The sequence below is a fragment of the Natrinema sp. H-ect4 genome (assembly GCF_041894845.1).
Classification (GTDB): domain Archaea; phylum Halobacteriota; class Halobacteria; order Halobacteriales; family Natrialbaceae; genus Natrinema.
In genome coordinates this window covers 157,600-176,591 of record NZ_JBHDYC010000001.1, presented here as the reverse complement: position 1 = coordinate 176,591, position 18,992 = coordinate 157,600, and the positions used below count along the sequence as shown (strand labels likewise).

18 protein-coding genes and 1 pseudogene are annotated in these 18,992 nt (G+C 63.3%); 7 read left to right on the top strand and 12 right to left on the bottom strand.

What is annotated here, in order from left to right:
• Positions 1-22: 22 nt before the first annotated feature.
• Positions 23-988 carry an NADPH:quinone reductase gene (locus tag ACEWFR_RS00835; protein WP_374059267.1) on the bottom strand — a complete coding sequence of 322 codons (966 nt, stop codon included), beginning with the start codon at positions 986-988 and terminating at the stop codon, positions 23-25.
• 219 nt (positions 989-1,207) lie between these two features.
• On the opposite strand from ACEWFR_RS00835, the pseudogene ACEWFR_RS00830 reads away from it, so the two are divergent.
• Together ACEWFR_RS00830 and ACEWFR_RS00825 are read left to right on the top strand one after the other, a co-directional pair.
• Positions 1,208-1,342, top strand: a pseudogene (locus tag ACEWFR_RS00830) (protease); the annotation flags it as partial.
• Positions 1,343-1,960: 618 nt separating this feature from the next.
• The gene (locus ACEWFR_RS00825) at positions 1,961-2,416 is read left to right on the top strand and encodes a hypothetical protein (protein ID WP_374059266.1); all 456 of its coding nucleotides are present in this window, start codon (positions 1,961-1,963) and stop codon (positions 2,414-2,416) included.
• A 613-nt stretch (positions 2,417-3,029) separates the two neighbouring features.
• On the opposite strand, the gene ACEWFR_RS00820 is transcribed toward ACEWFR_RS00825, so the two are convergent.
• Positions 3,030-4,151, bottom strand: coding sequence for a pyridoxal phosphate-dependent aminotransferase (locus tag ACEWFR_RS00820; protein ID WP_374059265.1), 1,122 nt, complete (start codon positions 4,149-4,151; stop codon positions 3,030-3,032).
• A gap of 165 nt (positions 4,152-4,316) precedes the next feature.
• Between ACEWFR_RS00820 and ACEWFR_RS00815 the strand changes: the two genes are divergently transcribed.
• Positions 4,317-4,985, top strand: a complete 669-nt coding sequence (locus ACEWFR_RS00815) for a DUF6517 family protein (protein WP_374059264.1) — start codon at positions 4,317-4,319, stop codon at positions 4,983-4,985.
• 241 nt (positions 4,986-5,226) lie between these two features.
• On the opposite strand, the gene ACEWFR_RS00810 is transcribed toward ACEWFR_RS00815, so the two are convergent.
• The gene (locus ACEWFR_RS00810) at positions 5,227-6,093 is read right to left on the bottom strand and encodes a 2-oxoacid:ferredoxin oxidoreductase subunit beta (protein WP_374059263.1); all 867 of its coding nucleotides are present in this window, start codon (positions 6,091-6,093) and stop codon (positions 5,227-5,229) included.
• Complete coding sequence (locus ACEWFR_RS00805) at positions 6,093-7,847, bottom strand: 2-oxoacid:acceptor oxidoreductase subunit alpha (RefSeq protein WP_374059262.1); 1,755 nt, start codon at positions 7,845-7,847, stop codon at positions 6,093-6,095. The genes ACEWFR_RS00810 and ACEWFR_RS00805 overlap by 1 nt, the downstream gene beginning before the upstream one ends.
• 299 nt (positions 7,848-8,146) lie before the next feature.
• On the opposite strand from ACEWFR_RS00805, the gene ACEWFR_RS00800 reads away from it, so the two are divergent.
• Positions 8,147-8,785, top strand: coding sequence for a ferredoxin--NADP reductase (locus ACEWFR_RS00800; protein WP_374059261.1), 639 nt, complete (start codon positions 8,147-8,149; stop codon positions 8,783-8,785).
• A 118-nt stretch (positions 8,786-8,903) separates the two neighbouring features.
• Here ACEWFR_RS00800 and ACEWFR_RS00795 read toward each other — a convergent pair whose 3' ends face one another.
• The gene (locus ACEWFR_RS00795; RefSeq protein WP_374059260.1) at positions 8,904-9,374 is read right to left on the bottom strand and encodes a DoxX family membrane protein; all 471 of its coding nucleotides are present in this window, start codon (positions 9,372-9,374) and stop codon (positions 8,904-8,906) included.
• A 135-nt stretch (positions 9,375-9,509) separates the two neighbouring features.
• Here ACEWFR_RS00795 and ACEWFR_RS00790 point away from each other — a divergent pair, with 135 nt between their 5' ends.
• On the top strand, positions 9,510-10,472 hold the full coding sequence (locus ACEWFR_RS00790; protein WP_374059259.1) for a hypothetical protein: 963 nt from the start codon (positions 9,510-9,512) through the stop codon (positions 10,470-10,472).
• A gap of 17 nt (positions 10,473-10,489) precedes the next feature.
• On the opposite strand, the gene mce is transcribed toward ACEWFR_RS00790, so the two are convergent.
• From mce to ACEWFR_RS00770, 4 genes are all read right to left on the bottom strand, one after another.
• The gene (gene mce / locus ACEWFR_RS00785; RefSeq protein ID WP_374059258.1) at positions 10,490-10,873 is read right to left on the bottom strand and encodes a methylmalonyl-CoA epimerase; all 384 of its coding nucleotides are present in this window, start codon (positions 10,871-10,873) and stop codon (positions 10,490-10,492) included.
• 289 nt (positions 10,874-11,162) lie between these two features.
• Positions 11,163-13,415: a PQQ-dependent sugar dehydrogenase gene (locus ACEWFR_RS00780; RefSeq protein ID WP_374059257.1), complete on the bottom strand. Its 2,253-nt coding sequence runs from the start codon at positions 13,413-13,415 to the stop codon at positions 11,163-11,165.
• A gap of 175 nt (positions 13,416-13,590) precedes the next feature.
• Positions 13,591-15,273, bottom strand: a complete 1,683-nt coding sequence (locus tag ACEWFR_RS00775; RefSeq protein ID WP_374059256.1) for a methylmalonyl-CoA mutase — start codon at positions 15,271-15,273, stop codon at positions 13,591-13,593.
• Between the two features lie 88 nt (positions 15,274-15,361).
• Positions 15,362-15,706 carry a hypothetical protein gene (locus ACEWFR_RS00770; RefSeq protein ID WP_374059255.1) on the bottom strand — a complete coding sequence of 115 codons (345 nt, stop codon included), beginning with the start codon at positions 15,704-15,706 and terminating at the stop codon, positions 15,362-15,364.
• A gap of 56 nt (positions 15,707-15,762) precedes the next feature.
• Here ACEWFR_RS00770 and ACEWFR_RS00765 point away from each other — a divergent pair, with 56 nt between their 5' ends.
• Complete coding sequence (locus ACEWFR_RS00765; RefSeq protein WP_374059254.1) at positions 15,763-16,002, top strand: hypothetical protein; 240 nt, start codon at positions 15,763-15,765, stop codon at positions 16,000-16,002.
• Positions 16,003-16,025: 23 nt separating this feature from the next.
• On the opposite strand, the gene ACEWFR_RS00760 is transcribed toward ACEWFR_RS00765, so the two are convergent.
• Positions 16,026-16,610 carry a GNAT family N-acetyltransferase gene (locus ACEWFR_RS00760; protein ID WP_374059253.1) on the bottom strand — a complete coding sequence of 195 codons (585 nt, stop codon included), beginning with the start codon at positions 16,608-16,610 and terminating at the stop codon, positions 16,026-16,028.
• Positions 16,611-16,879: 269 nt separating this feature from the next.
• On the opposite strand from ACEWFR_RS00760, the gene ACEWFR_RS00755 reads away from it, so the two are divergent.
• A complete protein-coding gene (locus ACEWFR_RS00755) occupies positions 16,880-17,146 on the top strand; it encodes a hypothetical protein (protein WP_374059252.1) in 267 nt (88 codons plus the stop codon).
• 84 nt (positions 17,147-17,230) lie between these two features.
• On the opposite strand, the gene ACEWFR_RS00750 is transcribed toward ACEWFR_RS00755, so the two are convergent.
• Both ACEWFR_RS00750 and ACEWFR_RS00745 read right to left on the bottom strand, forming a co-directional pair.
• Entirely contained in the window at positions 17,231-18,157 is a 927-nt protein-coding gene (locus tag ACEWFR_RS00750; RefSeq protein WP_374059251.1) for a hypothetical protein, read from the bottom strand.
• A gap of 133 nt (positions 18,158-18,290) precedes the next feature.
• A complete protein-coding gene (locus ACEWFR_RS00745; RefSeq protein WP_374059250.1) occupies positions 18,291-18,947 on the bottom strand; it encodes an HAD family hydrolase in 657 nt (218 codons plus the stop codon).
• Positions 18,948-18,992: the final 45 nt, after the last annotated feature.

The window sequence follows — 18,992 nt, the reverse complement described above, 5'->3', positions numbered from 1 at the left end:
GCGGCTCGGTGTTCGATTGACGCTACGGCTCGATGACGAGTTTCCCGAGGAAGCTATCCGACATGACTGCTCGCTGGGCGTCGGCGGCCTCCTCGAGGTTGTACGTCCGCGCCACGTCGATCGAGAGGGCCTCGCTGTTCATGAGGTGAGCGACGCCTCGCAGCGGCACGCGCAGGTCCGGCGTGTTGAACATGCTCATAAACTGGTAGGAGACGTCCTTCGATCGGGCCGCGCCGTCGTTCGTAAAGCCCGGATCGGGACTGTTCTCGCCGATGCCGACGACTCGAGCACCCTGTGCGGCCACGTCCGCGTCGAACTGCAGGTAGTCGTCGAGGCGGTGATCGAGCACGGCGTCGACGCCGCCCTCGGAGGCCTCGAGCACGGCGTCGGCCAGATCGTCGCGGCCGTAGTCCAGCACCGTCTCGGCTCCGTAGTCGGCGAGCGCGTCGTGGTACTCCTCCGCGGCGGTGGTGATCACCCGCGCGCTCACGGCGGCAGCGATTTGGACGGCCGCATGACCGACGCCACCCGATCCGCCGTGGATTAAACAGTGTTCGGCGGGCTCGAGGTCGGCGTGATCGATCAGCGCGCGCCAGGCGGTGACAGCGGCGACGCCTGCGCCACCGGCCTCGGTCAGATCCGCGCCCTCGGGGAGGTGCACGACGCGATCGGTGGGGACCGTCGCGAACTCCGCGTAGGCTCCCTGTGCGGCGGCACCCCCGATTCCGGTACCGTAGACGCGGTCGCCCTCTTCGAAGCCGTCGGCTGACTCACCCACCTCGGCGACGACGCCCGAGAAATCGACGCCGGGCGTAAACGGCACGTCGACCGGCGTGTACGAGCCGTCCCGGAAGTAGGTATCGACGGGGTTGACGCCCGCGGCGGCCACCTCGATCAAGAGTTCGTCCGCGGCCGGCTCCGGTCGATCGGTCTCGTCTACCTGTAGTACGTCCGCATCGCCGTGTTCGTGGAGGCGTACAGCGCGCATATCGTTCGAGACCACGGAGCGGGGCCGTAAAATGGTACACGTGACGGCAGGGGAGACGGCGTTCTCGGAGCAGTCTCTCTGGTACTCGAGCGGGCCGCGCCGATCAGAGCGCTGCCCGGCCGTTTTGCACCAGCAAGACAGCCACTTGACCGCACGAGCGACCTCGTTCTCGGTATGAGCGAATTCGACAGCTAGCCGCTCGAGGAGACGACCGTCGGAATCTTCCTCGCACCGGAAGGCACCGAAGCGGTCGAGTTCATCGAACCGAAGGAGACGGTCACCGACGCCGGAGCCACCGTCGATGTCCTCGGCAGCGAGACGGGGGAGGCGCAGACGGTGAACAACGACCTCGAGGCGTTCTGCGAGACGATCGTCGACGAATTCGCGTCAGCACAGCATTGAAAACTCCCGGACTTTTCTCCACCGTTTCGGATCGGACACGTGGCTACTGCGAAAACAGGAACGCTCAGCGTCGATGGTCTCTGTATCGTTCGGACTGATCAGCCGACGTGCGGTGGCGCGCGCTGTCGGTCGGCCGAACGAAGGTGAGGGTGACCGACGACATTGTGCGAGGGATGAGCAAGTGAACAGCGTGAACGAGCGTTAGCGCGGGACCAGAGGTCCCGCGAACCATACGAATAGTGCGAGACCAGAGGTCTCGCATACCATGCGAACGGCGGCGGAGCCGCCGTGAGCAGACGGGCCTTCGGCCCGTGAGTAGAAATCGGCTGGGGAGGGCGTGGCGATTCCCTGTTGCCACGATAGCAGGAGGCATTTTTCCACCCGACCGCCTTCAAGAATACCGTCCCATATCAGTAGTTGGTAATACACATTCTTTATTTAGAGTGGTTAGTAAAACTCGCGATACGTACAGGTGAAAAGTGAACGATACGCTCGGTTTGTGGATCGTTGGCTAAAACAGTTGTTTGTGTCTGCGGGACACTTATCTGAATTTCCAAACAACGTCCTGATGTGAACCGACGCACGCTCATCAAGTCGCTTGGTGCAGTTGGTAGTATCGGAGTTGTCGCAGTCAGCATCGATACCGCCTTCGCAACGTCATCACCGGTGGGGGGAACGGTTGAAGCCAAGTCAATTACAGGTCGTGGCGGTGACGAGAGTCATACGGTCTTAGCACACGAGGGGACACTGAATGTGGACGACGTGGAGTACCGCGACGCCTTCTCAGACTGGCAGAATGTAACAGTTGATGATGCTCTTGCCCGCCGGTTTGAGAACGACTACGAGACGGTCTACTACAACCTTCACGTCCACCACGAGACAGCAAACAAAAAGCAGAGCATACCGGCGGGTGAATCGCTGGCCTACCGGACTGACCGACCGGTGTTCAACAGCGTACAGGTCGGCGACTCTGTGCAATTCAAACCAACCGGTGCAGACGTACCGCGCATTGACTCTCTCGAATGACTCGATGAGATTTGACGGCGATTCAGTGATTCAGAACCGTGCCGCCACCGCCGAAAGAAATCCGAGTTGTCCCGACCGATAGCGTTCATTTCACCGGGGCTCTCACATGACTACTCGTATGATATTGGTTTCAGCCAATAGTGGTTGAACTAACTGCACGATTTGCATGCGTAGTTGCCGAATCCTGACTCAGTTTCAAGCACGGCTCTGAATAAAGAAATTGTACTACTATCTACTGATAGTTATGGAACTGATCGATCGACGGAGGAAAAACGAGAATAACACGTAGCGTCCTGCTCATCGCGGCGGCACGGAGTTGCCTCGCCCTCCCCAGCCGATTGCGGTCCTCGCTCCCGCTGGTCGCTGCGGTCCTCATCCACTGGAAGACGCTCGCGTTTTCCAAGCCTTCACTCGCTACTCACGTGAAGACCTCGCACAATATCGTCGCCCGCTCTCGCTGTGCTCACGGTTCCCTGCGGTCACCGCTCGCTTTCTGAGCCACTCACTGTGTTCGCGCCTCGCGACGCTCGCTCGGCCGACAGCGCGCGCCACCGCACGCCGGTTTTCCAGTCCGAAGTGAGAAGACAGATCGTCTCCTCAGCTAGAGCGAATCCTATCGAACGGCTCGAGTCGCGTCGTCCATAATCTCGAGCGCTTCTTTCAGTTCCTCCGTTCCAGTGGCGTACGAGAGCCGCGCGTAGCCCTCGCCGTTCGCGCCGAAGGCGTCCCCGGGGACGACGACGACACCGCGCTCGAGCACTTCCTCACACCAGCCGTCGGGGACCTTCGGCATCGCGTAGAAGGCACCTTCGGGGGTCGGCACCTCGAGGCCGGCGTCGGTGAGCCCGTCCAGCACGAGGTCCCGCCGCTGCTCGAAGGTGTCGACCATCTCCTGGACCCGATCCTGGGGCCCTGTCAGGGCTGCCTCGGCGGCGTACTGTGCGGGCGCGGAGGCGCAGGCCTGTCCGTACTGGTGGACGCGAAGCATGCGCTCGATGCGCCGGTTTGATGCAACGACCCAGCCCAGCCGCCAGCCGGTCATCGAGTAGGTCTTCGAGCAGGCGCTGATGGCGAGGACGTTGTCCGACTCGGCGAACTCGAGGGGCGAATGGTGGTCGCCTTCGAAGACGATGTGCTCGTAGACCTCGTCGGAGATACAGAGCACGTCGTGCTCGTCCGCGATGCGGGCGAACTCGCGCATGTCGGCCTCGCTCTGGACGGCTCCCGTCGGGTTCGCGGGGCTGTTGACGACGAACGCCGCCGTCTCCGGCGTGATGGCGTCCTCGACCGTCGCGGGATCGAGGGTTAAATCATCTCGCAACCCAACGGGCTTCGGCGTGCCGCTCGCGATGTGCGTCAGCGCGTCGTAGGAGACGAAGCCGGGATCCGGGAAAATCACTTCTTCGCCGGGATCGACGTGGGCCTCGAGCGCGAGGTGCAGCGCCTCGCTGCCGCCGGAGGTAGCGATCACGTCTTCGGGGTCGATCTCGAGGTCGTAGTCCCGGTCGTACTTCGCCGAAATCGCCTCTCGAAGCTGTGGGGTGCCCTTGTTCGAGGTGTAGGCGTCGGCCCGCCCGGCCTCGATCGCTTCGATCGCCCCGCGACGGGCGTGGGCGGGCGTCGGGAAGTCCGGTTGGCCGAGGCCGAGGTTGATCGCGTCGTCGCCGGCGGCCTCGAAGACCTCGCGAATCCCGCTGATTGACACCTGCTCGACTCGCGCTGCGAAGTCGGTCATGGCTATATGGGGGTGGTCAACCCCGATAACTCTTCATGAGTTCGTCGGCCCGGGTTCGTCGCCCGAACGGTCCCGAACTCCAACCCTCTCGACCCGTAAACGGTCCTGTCAGCGGTCCTGAAGTAGCCACAAGGGATATGCCGCTCGTAGCGAATCTCTCTTTCAATGACTCTCACTCGCCGATCGGTGCTCGCCGCGGGCGCGACCGGAACCCTCGCACTGACGGCAGGCTGTCTCGATGTCGTTCTCGGTAACGGGCCCCTCGAGTTTGACTCCGACCGCGTCGCTCCGACCGAGGGAGCGCTCGAGGAGGCCGGTTACGAGGAAAGCGGCGTCAATAACGACGCGATCGAGCGAACGGTCGATCTCCCGGGCGGCATCGAACGCGACGTCCGGGCCGGCGTCTGGCGCTCGGTCTACACGAAGGAGGTCGACTATCTGGGCGAGACGCGCGAGGGTGCCGCCTTCGCGGGCGTCTCGATCCCCGGCATGAAGGTCGCCGGCCGATCGCTCAACCCGCTCGACGACATGTCGAACGGGGAACTCCTCGAGCGGTTTCTGAGCGAGGTTCCCAGCGATCACGGGGATATCTCGGACATCCAGCGCGAGGATTCGTTCGGCCTCGATATCCTCGGCGACGGCCGCGAGGTCGACCTGTTCGTCGGCCAGAGCGACCTCGAGGGCGAGACGATCGATATCGAGATCAAGATCACGTCGTTCGAACACGAGGGCGACCTGCTCGTGTTACTCGGGACCTACCCGAAACTGCTCACTGCCGAAGCCGCGAACGTCGAGGAGCTGATGGAGTCCGTCGAACACCCGTTCGAGGGGTAGGGTTCGGCTCGCCCGGCTCGCCATCTTGAGTTACGGCGACGTGGGGCCAGTTATCGGAGTAATCGGACGAAACTCGGCCGACCCGCAGACAATCGTGTTTTCGATCTTCCCGGACGACGGACGACCAGTGCACGGAGTAACCAGCACACGGAGCGATCAGTGTGCAGAATAGAGTGCGATCCGCGTAGCGAAGAGAGACCGATTCGCGTACAGAACGGAAAGTGACCGACGAACGGCGGCGTCAGTAGAACTCGCGGACGAGATCCATCGCGTCCTCGGGCGCACCGTCGGGAATCTCGGACATGTCCTCGGTGACGCCGTGTTGTTCGTGGTACGGCACGGAGTTTTCGTTCTGGTACATGACTCCTTGGTACTCCTTGTCGCTGTCGAGGATGACCTTTTTGGCGGCCTCGTAGTCGTTCGGATCGTGATCCTCGTCTTCCTGCAGGTCGACGAGACTGTCGCGGAAGTAGTCGTAGGTGTCGACGTCGTTGAACGTGACGCACGGACTGAAGACGTTGACGAAGCCGAAACCGTCGTGTTCGATGGCCTGCTCGATGATTTCGGCGTGGCGCAATGCGTCCGAACTGAACGACTGCGCGATGAAGCTCGCGCCGGAGGCCATCGCCAGGGCGAGCGGGTTGACCGGCGGCTGTTTTGGCCCTTCGGGGGTCGTACTGGTCTCGAAGTCAGACCGCGAGGTCGGCGAGGCCTGCCCCTTCGTCAGCCCGTAGATCCGGTTGTCCATGACCACGTAGGTCATGTCGACGTTCCGGCGGACGGCGTGAACGAAGTGGCCGGCACCGATCGAGTAGCCGTCTCCGTCGCCACCGGCGACCATGACCTCGATGTCGGGACGGGCCATCTTGACGCCGGTACCGACCGGGAGCGCACGGCCGTGGACCCCATGAAGGGCGTAGCTGTGCATGTAGGTCCCGATCTTGCCGGAACAACCGATCCCCGCCACCACGAAGGTGTTGTCGGGATCGTTGCCGGTGTTCGCGAGGGCTTTCATCATGCCGTTCATCGTCCCGAAGTCGCCGCATCCGGGACACCACGTCGGCTGCTTGTCGGATTTGAAGTCGGTGAATCGTACGTCGGAGCTCATTATGCTGGTACCTCCTCAGTGAGTTTCTCGGTGATATCGTCCGCGAGTTCGTCCGCCTTGAATCGAACGCCCGTGTACTTGTTGATGCGTTTCACGCGGGTAAGCACGTCGTGTTCGATCACGTCCGCGAACTGGCCGGTCGCGTTACACTCGACGACGATCGTCTCGTCTGCGGCCTCGATCTCCTCGGTCAGGTCCGGCCGCGGGAAGATGTAGGGCACCGAGATGACGCGGACGTCGATCCCGTCCGCCTTGAGATAGTCGAGTGCTTCGATGAGCGCACCCTCGTTGGACCCCCACGAGATGACGAGGTTGTCGGCGTCAGAGTCTCCAAACTCGCGGTAGTCCCAGTCCTCTTCATTCCGTGCGGTCTCGACCTTCCGATATCGCTTGTCGACCTGGTGGACACGCTCGTCTTCTTCCTCCGTCCGGCGGCCGAGTTCGTCGTGCTCGAGGCCGGTGGACATGTGTGCGGCGTCGGTCGTCCCGGGGATGGCGCGCGGACTGACGCCGTCTTCGGTGACGGCGTGAGCGCGGAAGTGACCCTGTGCGTCGAGCCATTCGTCGACCTCGTCTTCGTCGACGAGCTTGCCGCGATCGATCTCGACGTCGTCCATGTCGAAGGCCTCCGGCGGGAACGTCTGTTCGGTGACCGACATCGCCAGATCGGAGACCAGGAAGACCGGGGTCTGGTACTTCTCTGCGAGATTGAACGCCTCGACGGTCTTCCAGAAACACTCGGTGATCGACGTGGGAGCGACGACGAACCGCGGGACTTCACCGTGGCCGGCGTACAGCGCCATGTCGAGGTCGCCCTGTTCCTGTTTGGTCGGCATCCCCGTCGAGGGACCGGACCGCTGCACGTCGGCGATGACCAGCGGCGTCTCGCTGGTCGCGACCAGGCCGAAGGTCTCGGTCATGAGATCGATGCCGGCCCCCGACGTGGCGGTCATGGCTCGAGCGCCCGCCCGTGCGCCACCGAGCGCCATGTTGATCGCCGACAGTTCGTCTTCCGCCTGAACGACGTGACCGCCGTAGTCTTCGATGCGTTCCGTCAGATACTCCATGATCGACGTCGCGGGCGTGATCGGATAGCCGGCGTAGAACCGGCAGCCGGCAGCGATTGCACCCATGCCGATCGCCTCGTTGCCGTTGAGTAAGACGTAGTCGTTGTCGGTCGTGTCGATGTTGTAGCCGAGGTGTTCTAGGTCGTAGTTCTCCTGGACGTACTCCTGACCCGCCCGGGCGGCCGCCTTGTTGTTCTCGACGATCTTCGACCCCTTCCCGCCGAAGCGTTTCTCGAGGGCTTCATCCAGGTACTCGACGTCAAAGCCGGTGATTTCGCACGCGGCACCGAGCGCGACGATGTTGCGCATGATTGCGCCGCCAGCCTCCTCGGCCAGCGTCTTCAGCGGGACGTCGACTGCGGTCATCTCGTCGGGAATCTCGGCCTCCCACGAGCGCTCGCCGTCGTAGATGATGGCGCTGCCCTCGTGTAGTTCGTCGAGGTTCTCGTCGATCGTCCGCTGTGTGAGCGCGACGAGGATGTCCAGTCGGTCGACGACACTCTGGACTGACTCGACCGACGTCCGAATCTTGTAGGCAGTGTACCCGCCGCGGATCCGGGACGCGAAGTCTTTCGACGTGAATACGTGCCGTCCGGCTCGGGAAAGGGCCTGAGCGAAGATTTTACCCGTGGAGTCGATACCGTCGCCGGCCTCGCCCCCGACCGCCCAGTTAAGATCCTCAGCCATGTTATGCTGAGCCTTGCCCCCCATAAATGAAAAGGCTTCTGAAACCCCAACTGGACAACCGCAACAGTGGGTGATATGTTCGATAGGCAGGGACAGTTTTCATTAATCGTTACAAATTGCGCCGGTGACGGTTACCAACGGAAAGAAACGGGTAACGCGGCGAATGTGATATTGAAGCACATGGTCAGTTTCACCGTCCGTGCCCGTAACACGATCCAGGCTCACGACCGGAATCGAGTCGAACCGGCGGCGGCGATGGAACGGAACGACTTTTCGACCCGCCCCCCAACGGAGTCGACATGGAAGGGACGCCAGTCACCGTCGCATCGGTCACCGAAGTCGGTCCGGACACCGTCGCACTCGAGCTCGAAACGCCAGACGGGTTCGACGCTCTGCCGGGCCAGTTCGTCTTGCTCCGGGCCAGCCCCGACGACGAGGTGCTTTCGCGTCACTACACGCTCTCGTCGCCGGACGTCGGAGCGACGTTCGAACTCACGGTCGGCATCGATCCCGACGGCGACCTCTCGCCGTGGCTCGCCGACCTCGAGGCGGGTGAAACCGTCCACATCGAGGGGCCGTTCGGCAGGATTACGTACGACGGTGCGGACGACGTCGTCGCGGTCGCCGGCGGGCCGGGAATCGGTCCCTCGGTGGCAGTCGCCGAAGCGGCCCACGACGCGGGACACGACGCCGTCGTAATCTACCGAGCGGACGAACCCGCCCACACCGACCGCCTCGAGGCGCTCGAGAGTGCCGGTGCAACGATTCGGTACGTCGACGAGGACGATGACGACGACCTGGCGGATGCGATCGCCACGCACCGCGAGGACGGCCAGCTGTACGCGTTCGGCTTCGAAGATTTCGTCACGTTCGTCGCCGAGGCGATCGACGACGCCGGCGGCGACCCGGACGAAGCGTTGATCGAAAACTTCGGCTGACGATCGGCGTCACTCGCTTCCGGACCGCGTGGCCGGCCTCGAGGTGCCGGCCGGGCGAACTCACGCGTCGGGTTCTGTGGACCGCCCCATCACGCGTCGGGTTCCGTGGACCGTCCCATCACGCGTCGGATTCCGTGGATCGCCCCAGTTGCACGAATGCGAGCGCCGCTCCAAGCAGGGCGGTATTCTTCGAGAAGTCGTTGATCTGTTGTTGTTTCTCTTCCGGGTCGTCGATGTTCCAGAAATCGTGCATCAGCGGCGTGGCGGTGGCGAAGAACCCGGCTACCGCGGCGGCGGAGGCGGCCGGCACCCGCCACAGCGCGATCCCGATACCGCCGAACAGGAGGCCGCCGCTTATCGCCGGAACCGAAAACGACGGGACCGGCGCGTTTTTCATCTCGGCGTACTGGACTCGGTCCTCGAGGTTCTGAAGGTTGTCCGAAGCCATGAACGCAAGAACGACACCGAACAGGACGCGTGCGATCCGAAACAGCGCGCTTTCGGGTATCGAACTAGCGTCCGTCTCCGACTGTCGGCGCGTCCCGCTGGTGCTATCGGGCCGCGTCTCACGCTGCAGGAGACTACTCATACGCTCGGGTATACGCGCGACGGGTTTCAGTCCGACCGTGACATTTGCCTGTTTCGGGAGGAGTGACGCTCGCTCCAGCGGACAGGTTAGAGCGCGTGACAAAGGTGTTTATTCCACATCGTGGTGGAAACGCGTATGCGGCGACGAGACCTCCTCGCCGGCACGACCGGCGCGGTCTGCGGACTGGCCGGCTGCATAGGTTCGACGTTCGACCGGCTCCGGTCGGACCGTCCCGGTACCGGCGGTGACGAGTCCGCGACCGACTCGAGCGCCGACACCGATCGGACCGAGAGCGAATCGAGATCGGACGAGACAATCGAGGTCGGAGATCCGGATGAGGTTCCGTTCCTCGATGCGCATCCGCCACACGAGTTCGAGCTACGAAACGAGGGCGAGGCGGCTCGAACGATCTCCGCGTCGATCACGGCCGAGGGAAACGACGATGGGGAAGACGACGGAGACAACGCCCACAGGAGCGATCGCGACGTGCTGCTCGATCGCGATTTCGATCTCGCGGCGGGCGATGCGATCACGCTCGTCCTCGTCGAACCGCGGTCGTACGCGATCACCGTCACGACGAGCAGCGACGACGGCACGAGCGAGGCGACCGTCACCGACGGGATCGACCGCAGCCCCTTCGACTGCACCCGCTCTCGAACGACCCTGACACTAAGCGAAACCGGCACGCAGACGGAGTCGACCTCGACCTCGATATCCTGTCCGACCCCAGTGGTTGCAGACGCGTCCCTCGAGGTCGGCGAGCGAGAGTGTGCGAGCGGAACGGACGAGGACGGTGCGACCGTCGAGTTCGCGGACGAAACGGTGATCGTCGACGGCGATATCACGATTCCGACGCCGTGTCACAGCCTCTCGCTGGCCGAGACGGAGTACGACGATCGACGGGATGTCCTCGCGATCACCGTCGGCGTCGGCGAACAGGAGGGCGACACCTGTATCGACTGTCTCGGCACCGCCGACTACGCGGCCCGAATCGATCTCGAGGGGCGGTATCCGGAGCGCGTCGACGTTCACCACGAGACCGACGACGAGCGCCGGCGGATCATTGCGGCCGAGTATGACTATTCGCCGCCCACGTAAAACGAGAGCCGAGACGATCAGTGTTCGACGAGTTCGATCAGGATGCCACCGGTGTCCTTTGGATGCAAGAACGCAACCGAGTGACCCCACGCACCCGGTCGCGGCTCCTCGTCGATCAGCGTCACGTCGTGGTCACGGACCGTCTCGAGGGCTCCCTCGATGTCCTCGGTCGCGAGCGCGAGATGGTGAATTCCAGCACCGTTGTCCTCGAGATACTGCGAAATCGTTCCGTCCTCGATGGGTTCGAGCAACTCGAAGTAGCCGTCACCGCAGTCGAGGAAGACGACGCGCATCCCGTCGAACACCTCCTCGTGAACCGCCTCGAGACCGAAGAGGTCGTCGTACAGCGCTGCGAGGGCCTGTGCGTCGTCGATCGCGATTCCGGCATGGTCGAAATGCATCGGATTGTACTGCACGGTGGGGCCGTGTTATTGTTATGTTTTTTTGTGGCGTTCGAGTCGCACTCGAGGAACGGGGGCAGTGTCACGGCACCTGGCAGTTCAGATTCCGCTGCTCGGACAGCTGATCAGCGGATCCGCTGTCGAGTTCGGACATCACGTTCGACTCCTCGAGGGGGTTCTGAACCGGTGACCTCGGAATCCGAAGTAACCGCTCTGCCAGATGAAAATCGACACAACAGCCACTGACACGAGCGGATCGCGTTCCGCTCGAGGGCGACGACTCGAGCCGTTACGCGTCGTCCGTCGCGTTCTCGTCGGTTGCGGTGTCGTTCATCCCGGTTTCGTTGTCCGCGGTCTCGTTGCCCACGGTCTCGTTGCCCTCGTCCGGCGTGTCTTCTGTCGCGTTCTCGTCGGTTTCCTGTTCTTCAGCGCCGGCCTCACCCTCCTCTGGCATCGAGAGTAAATCGCCTTCGCCCGGTGGAACGATCTGCATGACTGCGCCCGTGTCGCCCGTCGGGGTACCCTCTTGATTCGCGAGCACGTACACGTTCCCGTCGTCGTCCTGGCCGAACATGCGGACGAAGTAGGGGAAAGATCCGTCTTCGGTGCCAGCGACCTGCAGTTCTTCCATCTCCCAGAGTTCGTCTCGCGGGACTACCTGTTCCTCGCCACCTCCGGCCGCGTCGGTCGCGGTTTCGTTTCCGGCAGCCGTTTCATTCCCACCGGCCGACTCGTTCATCGCAGCCGTTTCATTCCCACCGGCCGACTCGTTCATCGCAGCCGTTTCATTCCCACCGGCCGACTCGTTCATCGCAGCCGTTTCATTCCCACCAGCCGACTCGTTCATCGCAGCCGTCTCGTTCCCGCTTGCATCACCATCCATCGGTTCGGCTCCGCCACCGTCGGAATCCGAGGCGGCGAGAAGTCGGCCCGCCGGCTCTTCGCGGGACGGATCGGACGTCCAGTCTCCGAAGATATACTTCCCGTCGAGTCCCCCGACTTGCCCGGCTTCGTAGACGTGACCGCCGACGATCACGATGCCGACCATCTCCTCCTGATAGACGTGGGGGTACTCGACGATCGGGTCCTGGAACTCCTGGCCGTCGTACGGCGGCTCGTCGGGAGCCGAGTCAGGACAGTCCTCCGGCGGCTGGCTCGGGCTGTCCGTGCTGAAGCAGTGGGTCCCTTCCTTGATGTTCCAGCCGTAGTTCCCGCCGGACTCGACGATGTTCGCTTCTTCGAACAGGTCCTGCCCGGCGTCGGCGACGAACAGCCGACCGTCGCTGTCGAACGAGATGCCGAACGGGTTTCGGAAGCCCCACGCATAGTGTTCGTCGAGACCCTCGTCGGAATCGACCAGCGGGTTGTCCTCGGGAATACCGTACGGTCGGTCCTCGCCCTCCTGATCGACGTCGACGCGAAGGACGCTTCCGAGCAGGTTCTCGCTGACGTCCTGTCCGTTCCCGCCTTCGTTGCCGTCGTACCAGTCGTCGACGTGCCCTTCCATGTTGTCGTTCGCCCCGCCGCCGTCGCCCATCGGGACGTAGAGGTAGCCGTCGGGCCCGAACGCCATCGGCCCCGCGTCGTGGTTGTACTGGGGCTTCTGGAACTCCATCAGGACTCGTTCGGACTCGGGATCACCCTGACTCATATCCTCGTTGGCCTGGAACTCGGAGACGACCTCGACGTGACTCCAGCCGTCGGGCATCTCGTCGTTCGACGGCGCGCTGTAATGGACGTAAAAGCGACCGTTCTCCGAGAACTCGGGGTGGAACTCGATTCCGAGCAGCCCGCGTTCGTCGTAGTCCTGGTTCGGATCCGCGTAGTCGCCCTCGAACGTCCCGAGTTCGACCATCCGATCGCTCACGTCGAGGAACGGCTCGTCCTGGAGCCCGTCGTCGGTGACGACCCAGAGCTCGCCGGTCTGGTCGGCGACGAAGTAGCGGTTTTGCTCCTCGTCGGCGACCGCCATATCCGTCGGCGCGGTCATTCCCTCCGCGATGGTCCGGACGCCGATTTCCGTCCCCGACTGGAAGAAGGCCTGGCTCTGACCGTCTCCCGATTCCTCACCGGCCTCGTCTCCGCCGCCGAGCGAAATCTCTCCGCGCATCGTGGCCCGGTGGGGTTCACAGTAGTACTCCGCCATCTCGCTCGTCGCCTCGAACTCGAGCGTCTGGGTCTCGCCCTGCTCGCTCATGAGTTCCGTCCGCTCGAGCTCCTCACCCTCGCTGTCGACGATGACGAAGTTGTGTGCGGCACCGTCGAGGTTCTCCCACGTGACTTCGTACGTGGTCCCCTCCTCGAGTTCAAGTGTCGGGTTCGTCTCGTCCGCGATGGCGTCGGGCGAGACGCCCTGCCAGCCGCTCGTTTCGGCGCCGAGTTCGATCGTCTGGGTATCGAACTGGGCGGCACCGATCCCGCTCAGACCGACGACACCGCCCGCGGCTGCGGCCGCCTGCAGCACGCGACGACGGGACGCCGATGGATAGTTGTCGGACGACTCCGATACCGGGGTCGATCGCTCGTCGGGGTGGTCGCTCATAGTGCGCTCACGACAGGCGGTTACCCGAGACAAGGATAAACAGATCCGACCGTTCCTTCGAATTCCCCGCTCAATAGAGTGTTGTCTTCGAATCGCCCGACGGGAGGGGCTGTAAACGGGTATTACTCGAGTCGGATGGGCGATATTACGCGAACCGAATTCGATATTCAATCGTTCACATCGCGCCGCCGGGCTGGTACTCCCCGAACTCGTCGCGCATGACGTTACAGATCTCGCCGACCGTCGCGTATGCTTTGACCGCGTCGATGATGTAGGGCATCAGATTCTGGTCGCTCTGTGCCGCGTCGCGCAGCGCCTCGAGAGTCGCATCGACCGCCTCGTCGTCGCGCTCTGCGCGGACCGACTCGAGGCTATCGACCTGGCGCTGTTGGTCCTCCGCGGTGACCTCTTCGACGTCCATCTGAGGCTCCTCGTCGACCTCGAACTCGTTGACGCCGACGATGATTCGCTCCTTCTCCTCGATCTCCCGCTGGCGATCGAAGGCCGTGTCCTGGATCTGGCGCTGGACCCACTGCTGTTCGACGGCATCGCGCATGCCGCCGCGGTCGTCGACCTCCTCTAAGATCTCGTAGGCCTCTTCCTCGACCTCGTCGGTCAGGGATTCGACGTAGTAACTGCCAGCGAGCGGGTCGATGGTGTCGGCCGCGCCGGACTCGTGGCCGAGGATCTGTTGGGTACGCAGCGCCGTCCGGACGGACTCCTCGGTCGGCAGCGCGAGCGCCTCGTCCTTGCCGTTGGTGTGGAGACTCTGGGTGCCGCCGAGAACCGCTGCGAGCGCCTGGTAGGCGACGCGGACGACGTTGTTCTCGATCTGCTGGGCGGTCAGCATCGAGCCCGCAGTCTGGGTGTGGAACTTGAGCTGTTTGGACTTCGGATCGTCCGCGTCGAAACGCTCGTCGATGATGTCGTGCCACATTCGGCGGGCCGCACGGAACTTGGCAACCTCCTCGAAGATGTTGTTGTGGCCGTTGAAGAAAAAGGAGAGCTGCGGTGCGAAGTCATCGACGTCGAGTCCGGCCTCGATCGCCGTCTCGACGTACTCGATGCCGTCTCCCAGCGTGAAGGCGAGTTCCTGGGCGGCCGTCGAGCCGGCCTCGCGGATGTGATAGCCCGAGATCGAGATGGTGTTGAACTTCGGCGTCTCGGAGGCACAGAAATCGAAGATGTCCGTGATGATCCGCATCGACGACTCCGGCGGATAGATGTACGTATTGCGTGCGATATACTCCTTCAAGATATCGTTCTGGATCGTCCCGCGAAGCTCCTCGCGGTCGACGCCCTGCTGGTCGCCCACCGCGATGTACATCGCCAGCAGCACCGACGCCGGCGCGTTGATCGTCATCGAGGTCGAGACCTCGTCGAGCGGGATGCCGTCGAAGACGGTCTCCATGTCGTCGAGCGAGTCGATCGCGACCCCGGCCTTGCCGACCTCGCCGGCGGCCATCGACGCGTCCGAATCGTACCCCATCTGCGTGGGCAGGTCGAAGGCCATCGAGAGTCCGGTCTGGCCTTCGTCGAGCAGATAGTGATAGCGCTCGTTGGTGTCCTCGGGCGTCGAGAACCCGGCGTACTGGCGCATCGTCCACAGCCGACCGCGGTAGCCGGTCGAGTAGATACCGCGCGTATACGGCGGCTCGCCGGGATTCCCCAGATCCGTCTCGTAATCGAGATCGTCGACATCCGCCGGCGTGTAAAGTCGATCGACCTCCTGACCGCCCGTGTCAGTGGTAAACGATTCCTTGCGCTCGCCGAACCGCTCGAGGACGGGTTCGACTTCCTCCTCGTGCCACTCCGCTTTGCTGGCACGGATCTCCTCGAGTTCGTCGGGATCGAACATTATGGTCACTGTGGACCGGCCGGGGCTTGAACTTTGATGAACGCGTCGCGTTTGCGCGTCCGTCCAGCAGGCCCGCGTTCCGATCGGTTCAAACGCTGTCGGTCGGATCGTGTTGCGCCGCCATCCGCGATGCTTCGTCGGCATATCGCTCTCGCGTCTCCGGATCGTCGACGCTCCCGAGCCCATCGGACGAGACGAGAAGTCCGGCTTTCGTCTCTCGAGCGGGCCCAGTAAAGCTCGTCAGGGCCCGCTCGCGACGGTGGTACCGTCGACCGTTTTCGGTCGCGTAGACGAGGATGATGAGGTTGAGCTCGTCGTCGCCGTACGTTCGCTCGACGAGCCAGACGCGGACCTCGTCGCTTTCGCCGTCGCCGTCGTCGCTGTCATCGGAATCAATCCGCGCAGCAGTCGAATCTGATTGGTTCGAATTCATAAATATCACTTCGATCGCAACAACCGCTTATGTCTCGAGCCGTCATTGTCTCGGTCATGGCAACGGAATCGACGGGTGGGTCCAACGACGCGGCCGATCGTCGCCGCGCCGCCCGCTACGTCGCGCCGTTTCTCGCGCTCGGACTGGTAAATCTCGGTCTCTTGCTCCGCTGGGGACTGGATCCGCTGTGGGCCTTTGCCGTCCTGCCCCCGATGGTGTTTCTCTCCGGGATCGGCTGGATCGCGTTCCGCCACGGCTTCCCGGAGCGATCGGCCGGAGCGGGCCCAAACCGGTGACCGCAGTGAGGATGACCTCACGGTTAGCGGCCCGTATCGTACTTATACGTCGCCGATTCGGGGTCGATGCCGAAGTCTTCCGGTGACTCCTCGTCGTCCGCGTCGTCGCGACCGTCCGGAGCGTTCTTGAACGCGTCCCGGAGCCGGTCGGGCAGTCGAAACTCGGCGACATCGATCGAAAGCGCCACTGCGTCCGGATCGACGCCGTCGCGTTTGGCCGCGAGTCGGTCCTGTAGAACGGACGGCAGGTCGGATTCGTCGATCCGTTGGAAGCCGAACTGAGCGAGATATCCTCCCTCGCCGGTCAGGGTATAGACGGTGTCGAACCCCTCGTCGCTCGCGTACTCCACGAGCCGTTCGACGACGTGGGCTCCGACGCCCTGCCCGCGCCAGTCCTCGAGGACGCCGATACTGGTCAGTTCGCAGACGTCCTCGCTCTCGTCGGGCTTGTGGACGCGGATACGACCGAACCCGGCCTTCTCGCCGGATTCCTCGTCGACCGCGACGACGTAATCGCGCGATCGGAACGCCGTCTCGTCGAGGCCCATCGACTCGATGTGGTCCAGCAACCAGACCTCTTCCCTGTTTTTCGCGTCCCGGACGTACATGAATCGACGTAGGCGGCGTGTCGCCAAAAGCGTTTGTGAGTTGCCAGTATTTCAAGACTGCGGCCGCCTGGCCCCAGCGCATCGCGCCGTTCTTCGCAATCTTGCCCGCTCTCCGCATTCCAAACCCAATCGAATAGCCACTTATCCGGCCAAATAGAACTAAGACATAGCACAATATACGATTCTATTTCACAGGCTAGCCTATTATATCGAGAGAGGAGAACATATGGGCAAAATTTTTATCCCTCGGTGTCAATGGTTCGCACATCATGGTCGTCTGCGAAACCTGCGGTGACGACGTCAGCAAGCTGTTCACGCATCGAATTCGAAGCGAAAGCATGACCCACCGTCGAACGCGGGACGTCTGTGCGAGCTGTCATCCGTTCGTTTCGGATTCGGCCCGTCCCGATCGATCGACCGAGAAACTCGTCGCCGACGGCGGAACCCGAGCCGCTTGCCCGATCTGTTCGGGAACCACGGTCACCGATTCGGGTTCGTTCGCGTGCGTCGATTGTGGCTGGACCAGCGCACGGTAGCCCGCAGTTGCGGCCCGTCACCCGAACTGCGAATCGGACGACAACCGTCTCGACCGTCGAACCGTCCCGACTGTCTCGATTAGTTCATCCGGCCGATAACGCCGCCTCGAGCCGGTCTTCGATGTCGTCCAGTTCCTCGCGCAGGGCCTCGCCCTCGGCGTCCTCGAGGTCGTCGATCCGGTCGGCGATCCCCTGCAGTCGCGAGTACTTCTCGTCCTCGTCGACGCCGGTCTTCTGTACGTACACGTCCTCGTCGACGTCATAGACCTCGTTCTCCTCGAGATCGGTCACCGCGAGGACCACGTCCATCTTCTCCCGATCGATGCCGGTAACCCACTCGCGGGGGATGCCGCGCTCGTCGAGGGCGGCGAACACGGTTTCGACGTCCTTCGGCCGGCGGCGTTCCCGCGTCGTCCGTCTCACCGTGCCGTACCGTCCGTGAAGCCGCTGATCGGCCCCGATTCGCTCGAGCAGCGGCTCGCGGGCCGATCGGCGCAACCTGTCAGAGCCGTGCTGGACGTCCGACGCGAGCACGTAGAGATCCGTCAGCGAGTCGGTGTCGAGCGCCGAGGGGTCGTCGGCATCGATCTCCTCGAGCAGCGCCGCGAGCAGCATCGCATCGTCGTGAACGCGCTGGGGCGGGTCCCGCGCGTCCGTCGCTGGAACGAGAAACGGCGTCTCCCCGCCGGCGGCGTCGGCGTCGTACCTGATCGTCTCGTCGTCGGTCGCGTACGTGTCGGCCAGCGTCACGACGCTGGCGTACGGCTCGACGCCCGGCTGCAGTTGCTCGATGGCGACCGAACCCTCGTCGAGTCGCTCGAGGAAAACGACGAACTGCTCGCGCCAGAGCGACCGCCGCTCGCCGCTGTCGCCGAACCGGACCACGATCCGATCCTCGGCGGTCCGCTCGATTCCGAACGGCCGTTCGGAGACCGGCGTGATTAGTTCCGCACCCGGCTCGAGGGCCTCGCACTGTTTCCTGAGGGCCGTCCAGGTGTCGTCGGGTTCCATACGCAGCCTACGGTGAGCGGGCAGAAAAAGCGCGGCCACGAATCTGCCATCCGTCTCGTCTCGACGCTTCGGGACGGGTGTCAATCGCTCACGAGGCGATGATCGACGGTTCGGGTTCCAGCTGCGTCGGCGTCTATCGGAGAATCGCCGGGAGCTGGGAGAGCGACGAGAGGTGGTAGGTCGGCTCGGCGTCCGTCTCGGTCGGGTCGTCGTCCTCGGAGCGCGAGAGCAGCGCCGACTCGAGGCCCGCGTTATCGGCCGCCCGAACGTCGACCGCCCTGTCTCCGACGTAGAGTGCCGATTCCGCCTCGAGATCCGCGATCGCGGCCTCGATGTTCGTCGGGTCGGGCTTGCGACGGGAGAGCCCGTCGGGCGTCAGCGGACAGCCGTAGACGGTCTCGAAGGCAGGTCGGAGCCCGAACCGATCGAGCAGCGTCGAGATGACGGTCGGGTGGTTGTCGCTAACGATTCCGAGAGACTGTTCGAGCGACCGAACCGCAGTGATATCGTCGTAGACCGATCGCAGCCCGCGTTCGACCGCTTCGCGCTGGGTGCGGACCATCTCCCGTGCGGCCCGCGCACAGAACGTCTCCGTTTCGATGCCGAGGCTGTGACACCGCCGGGCGATCGACTCGAAGTCGCCAGCCACGATCGCCCGGACGGTCTCGGTCGCCGGCCCGGGACACTCGAGCGTCTCGTACGTTCGACCGAGAGCGTCGGACAGCCGCTGTGACGAGGGGGTCTCCACCACGACCCCGTCGAAATCGAACAGGACCGCATCGTACACCATGCAGCGGGCGTATTTTCTCGAGGATCATACGCTTGTTGATCGGGT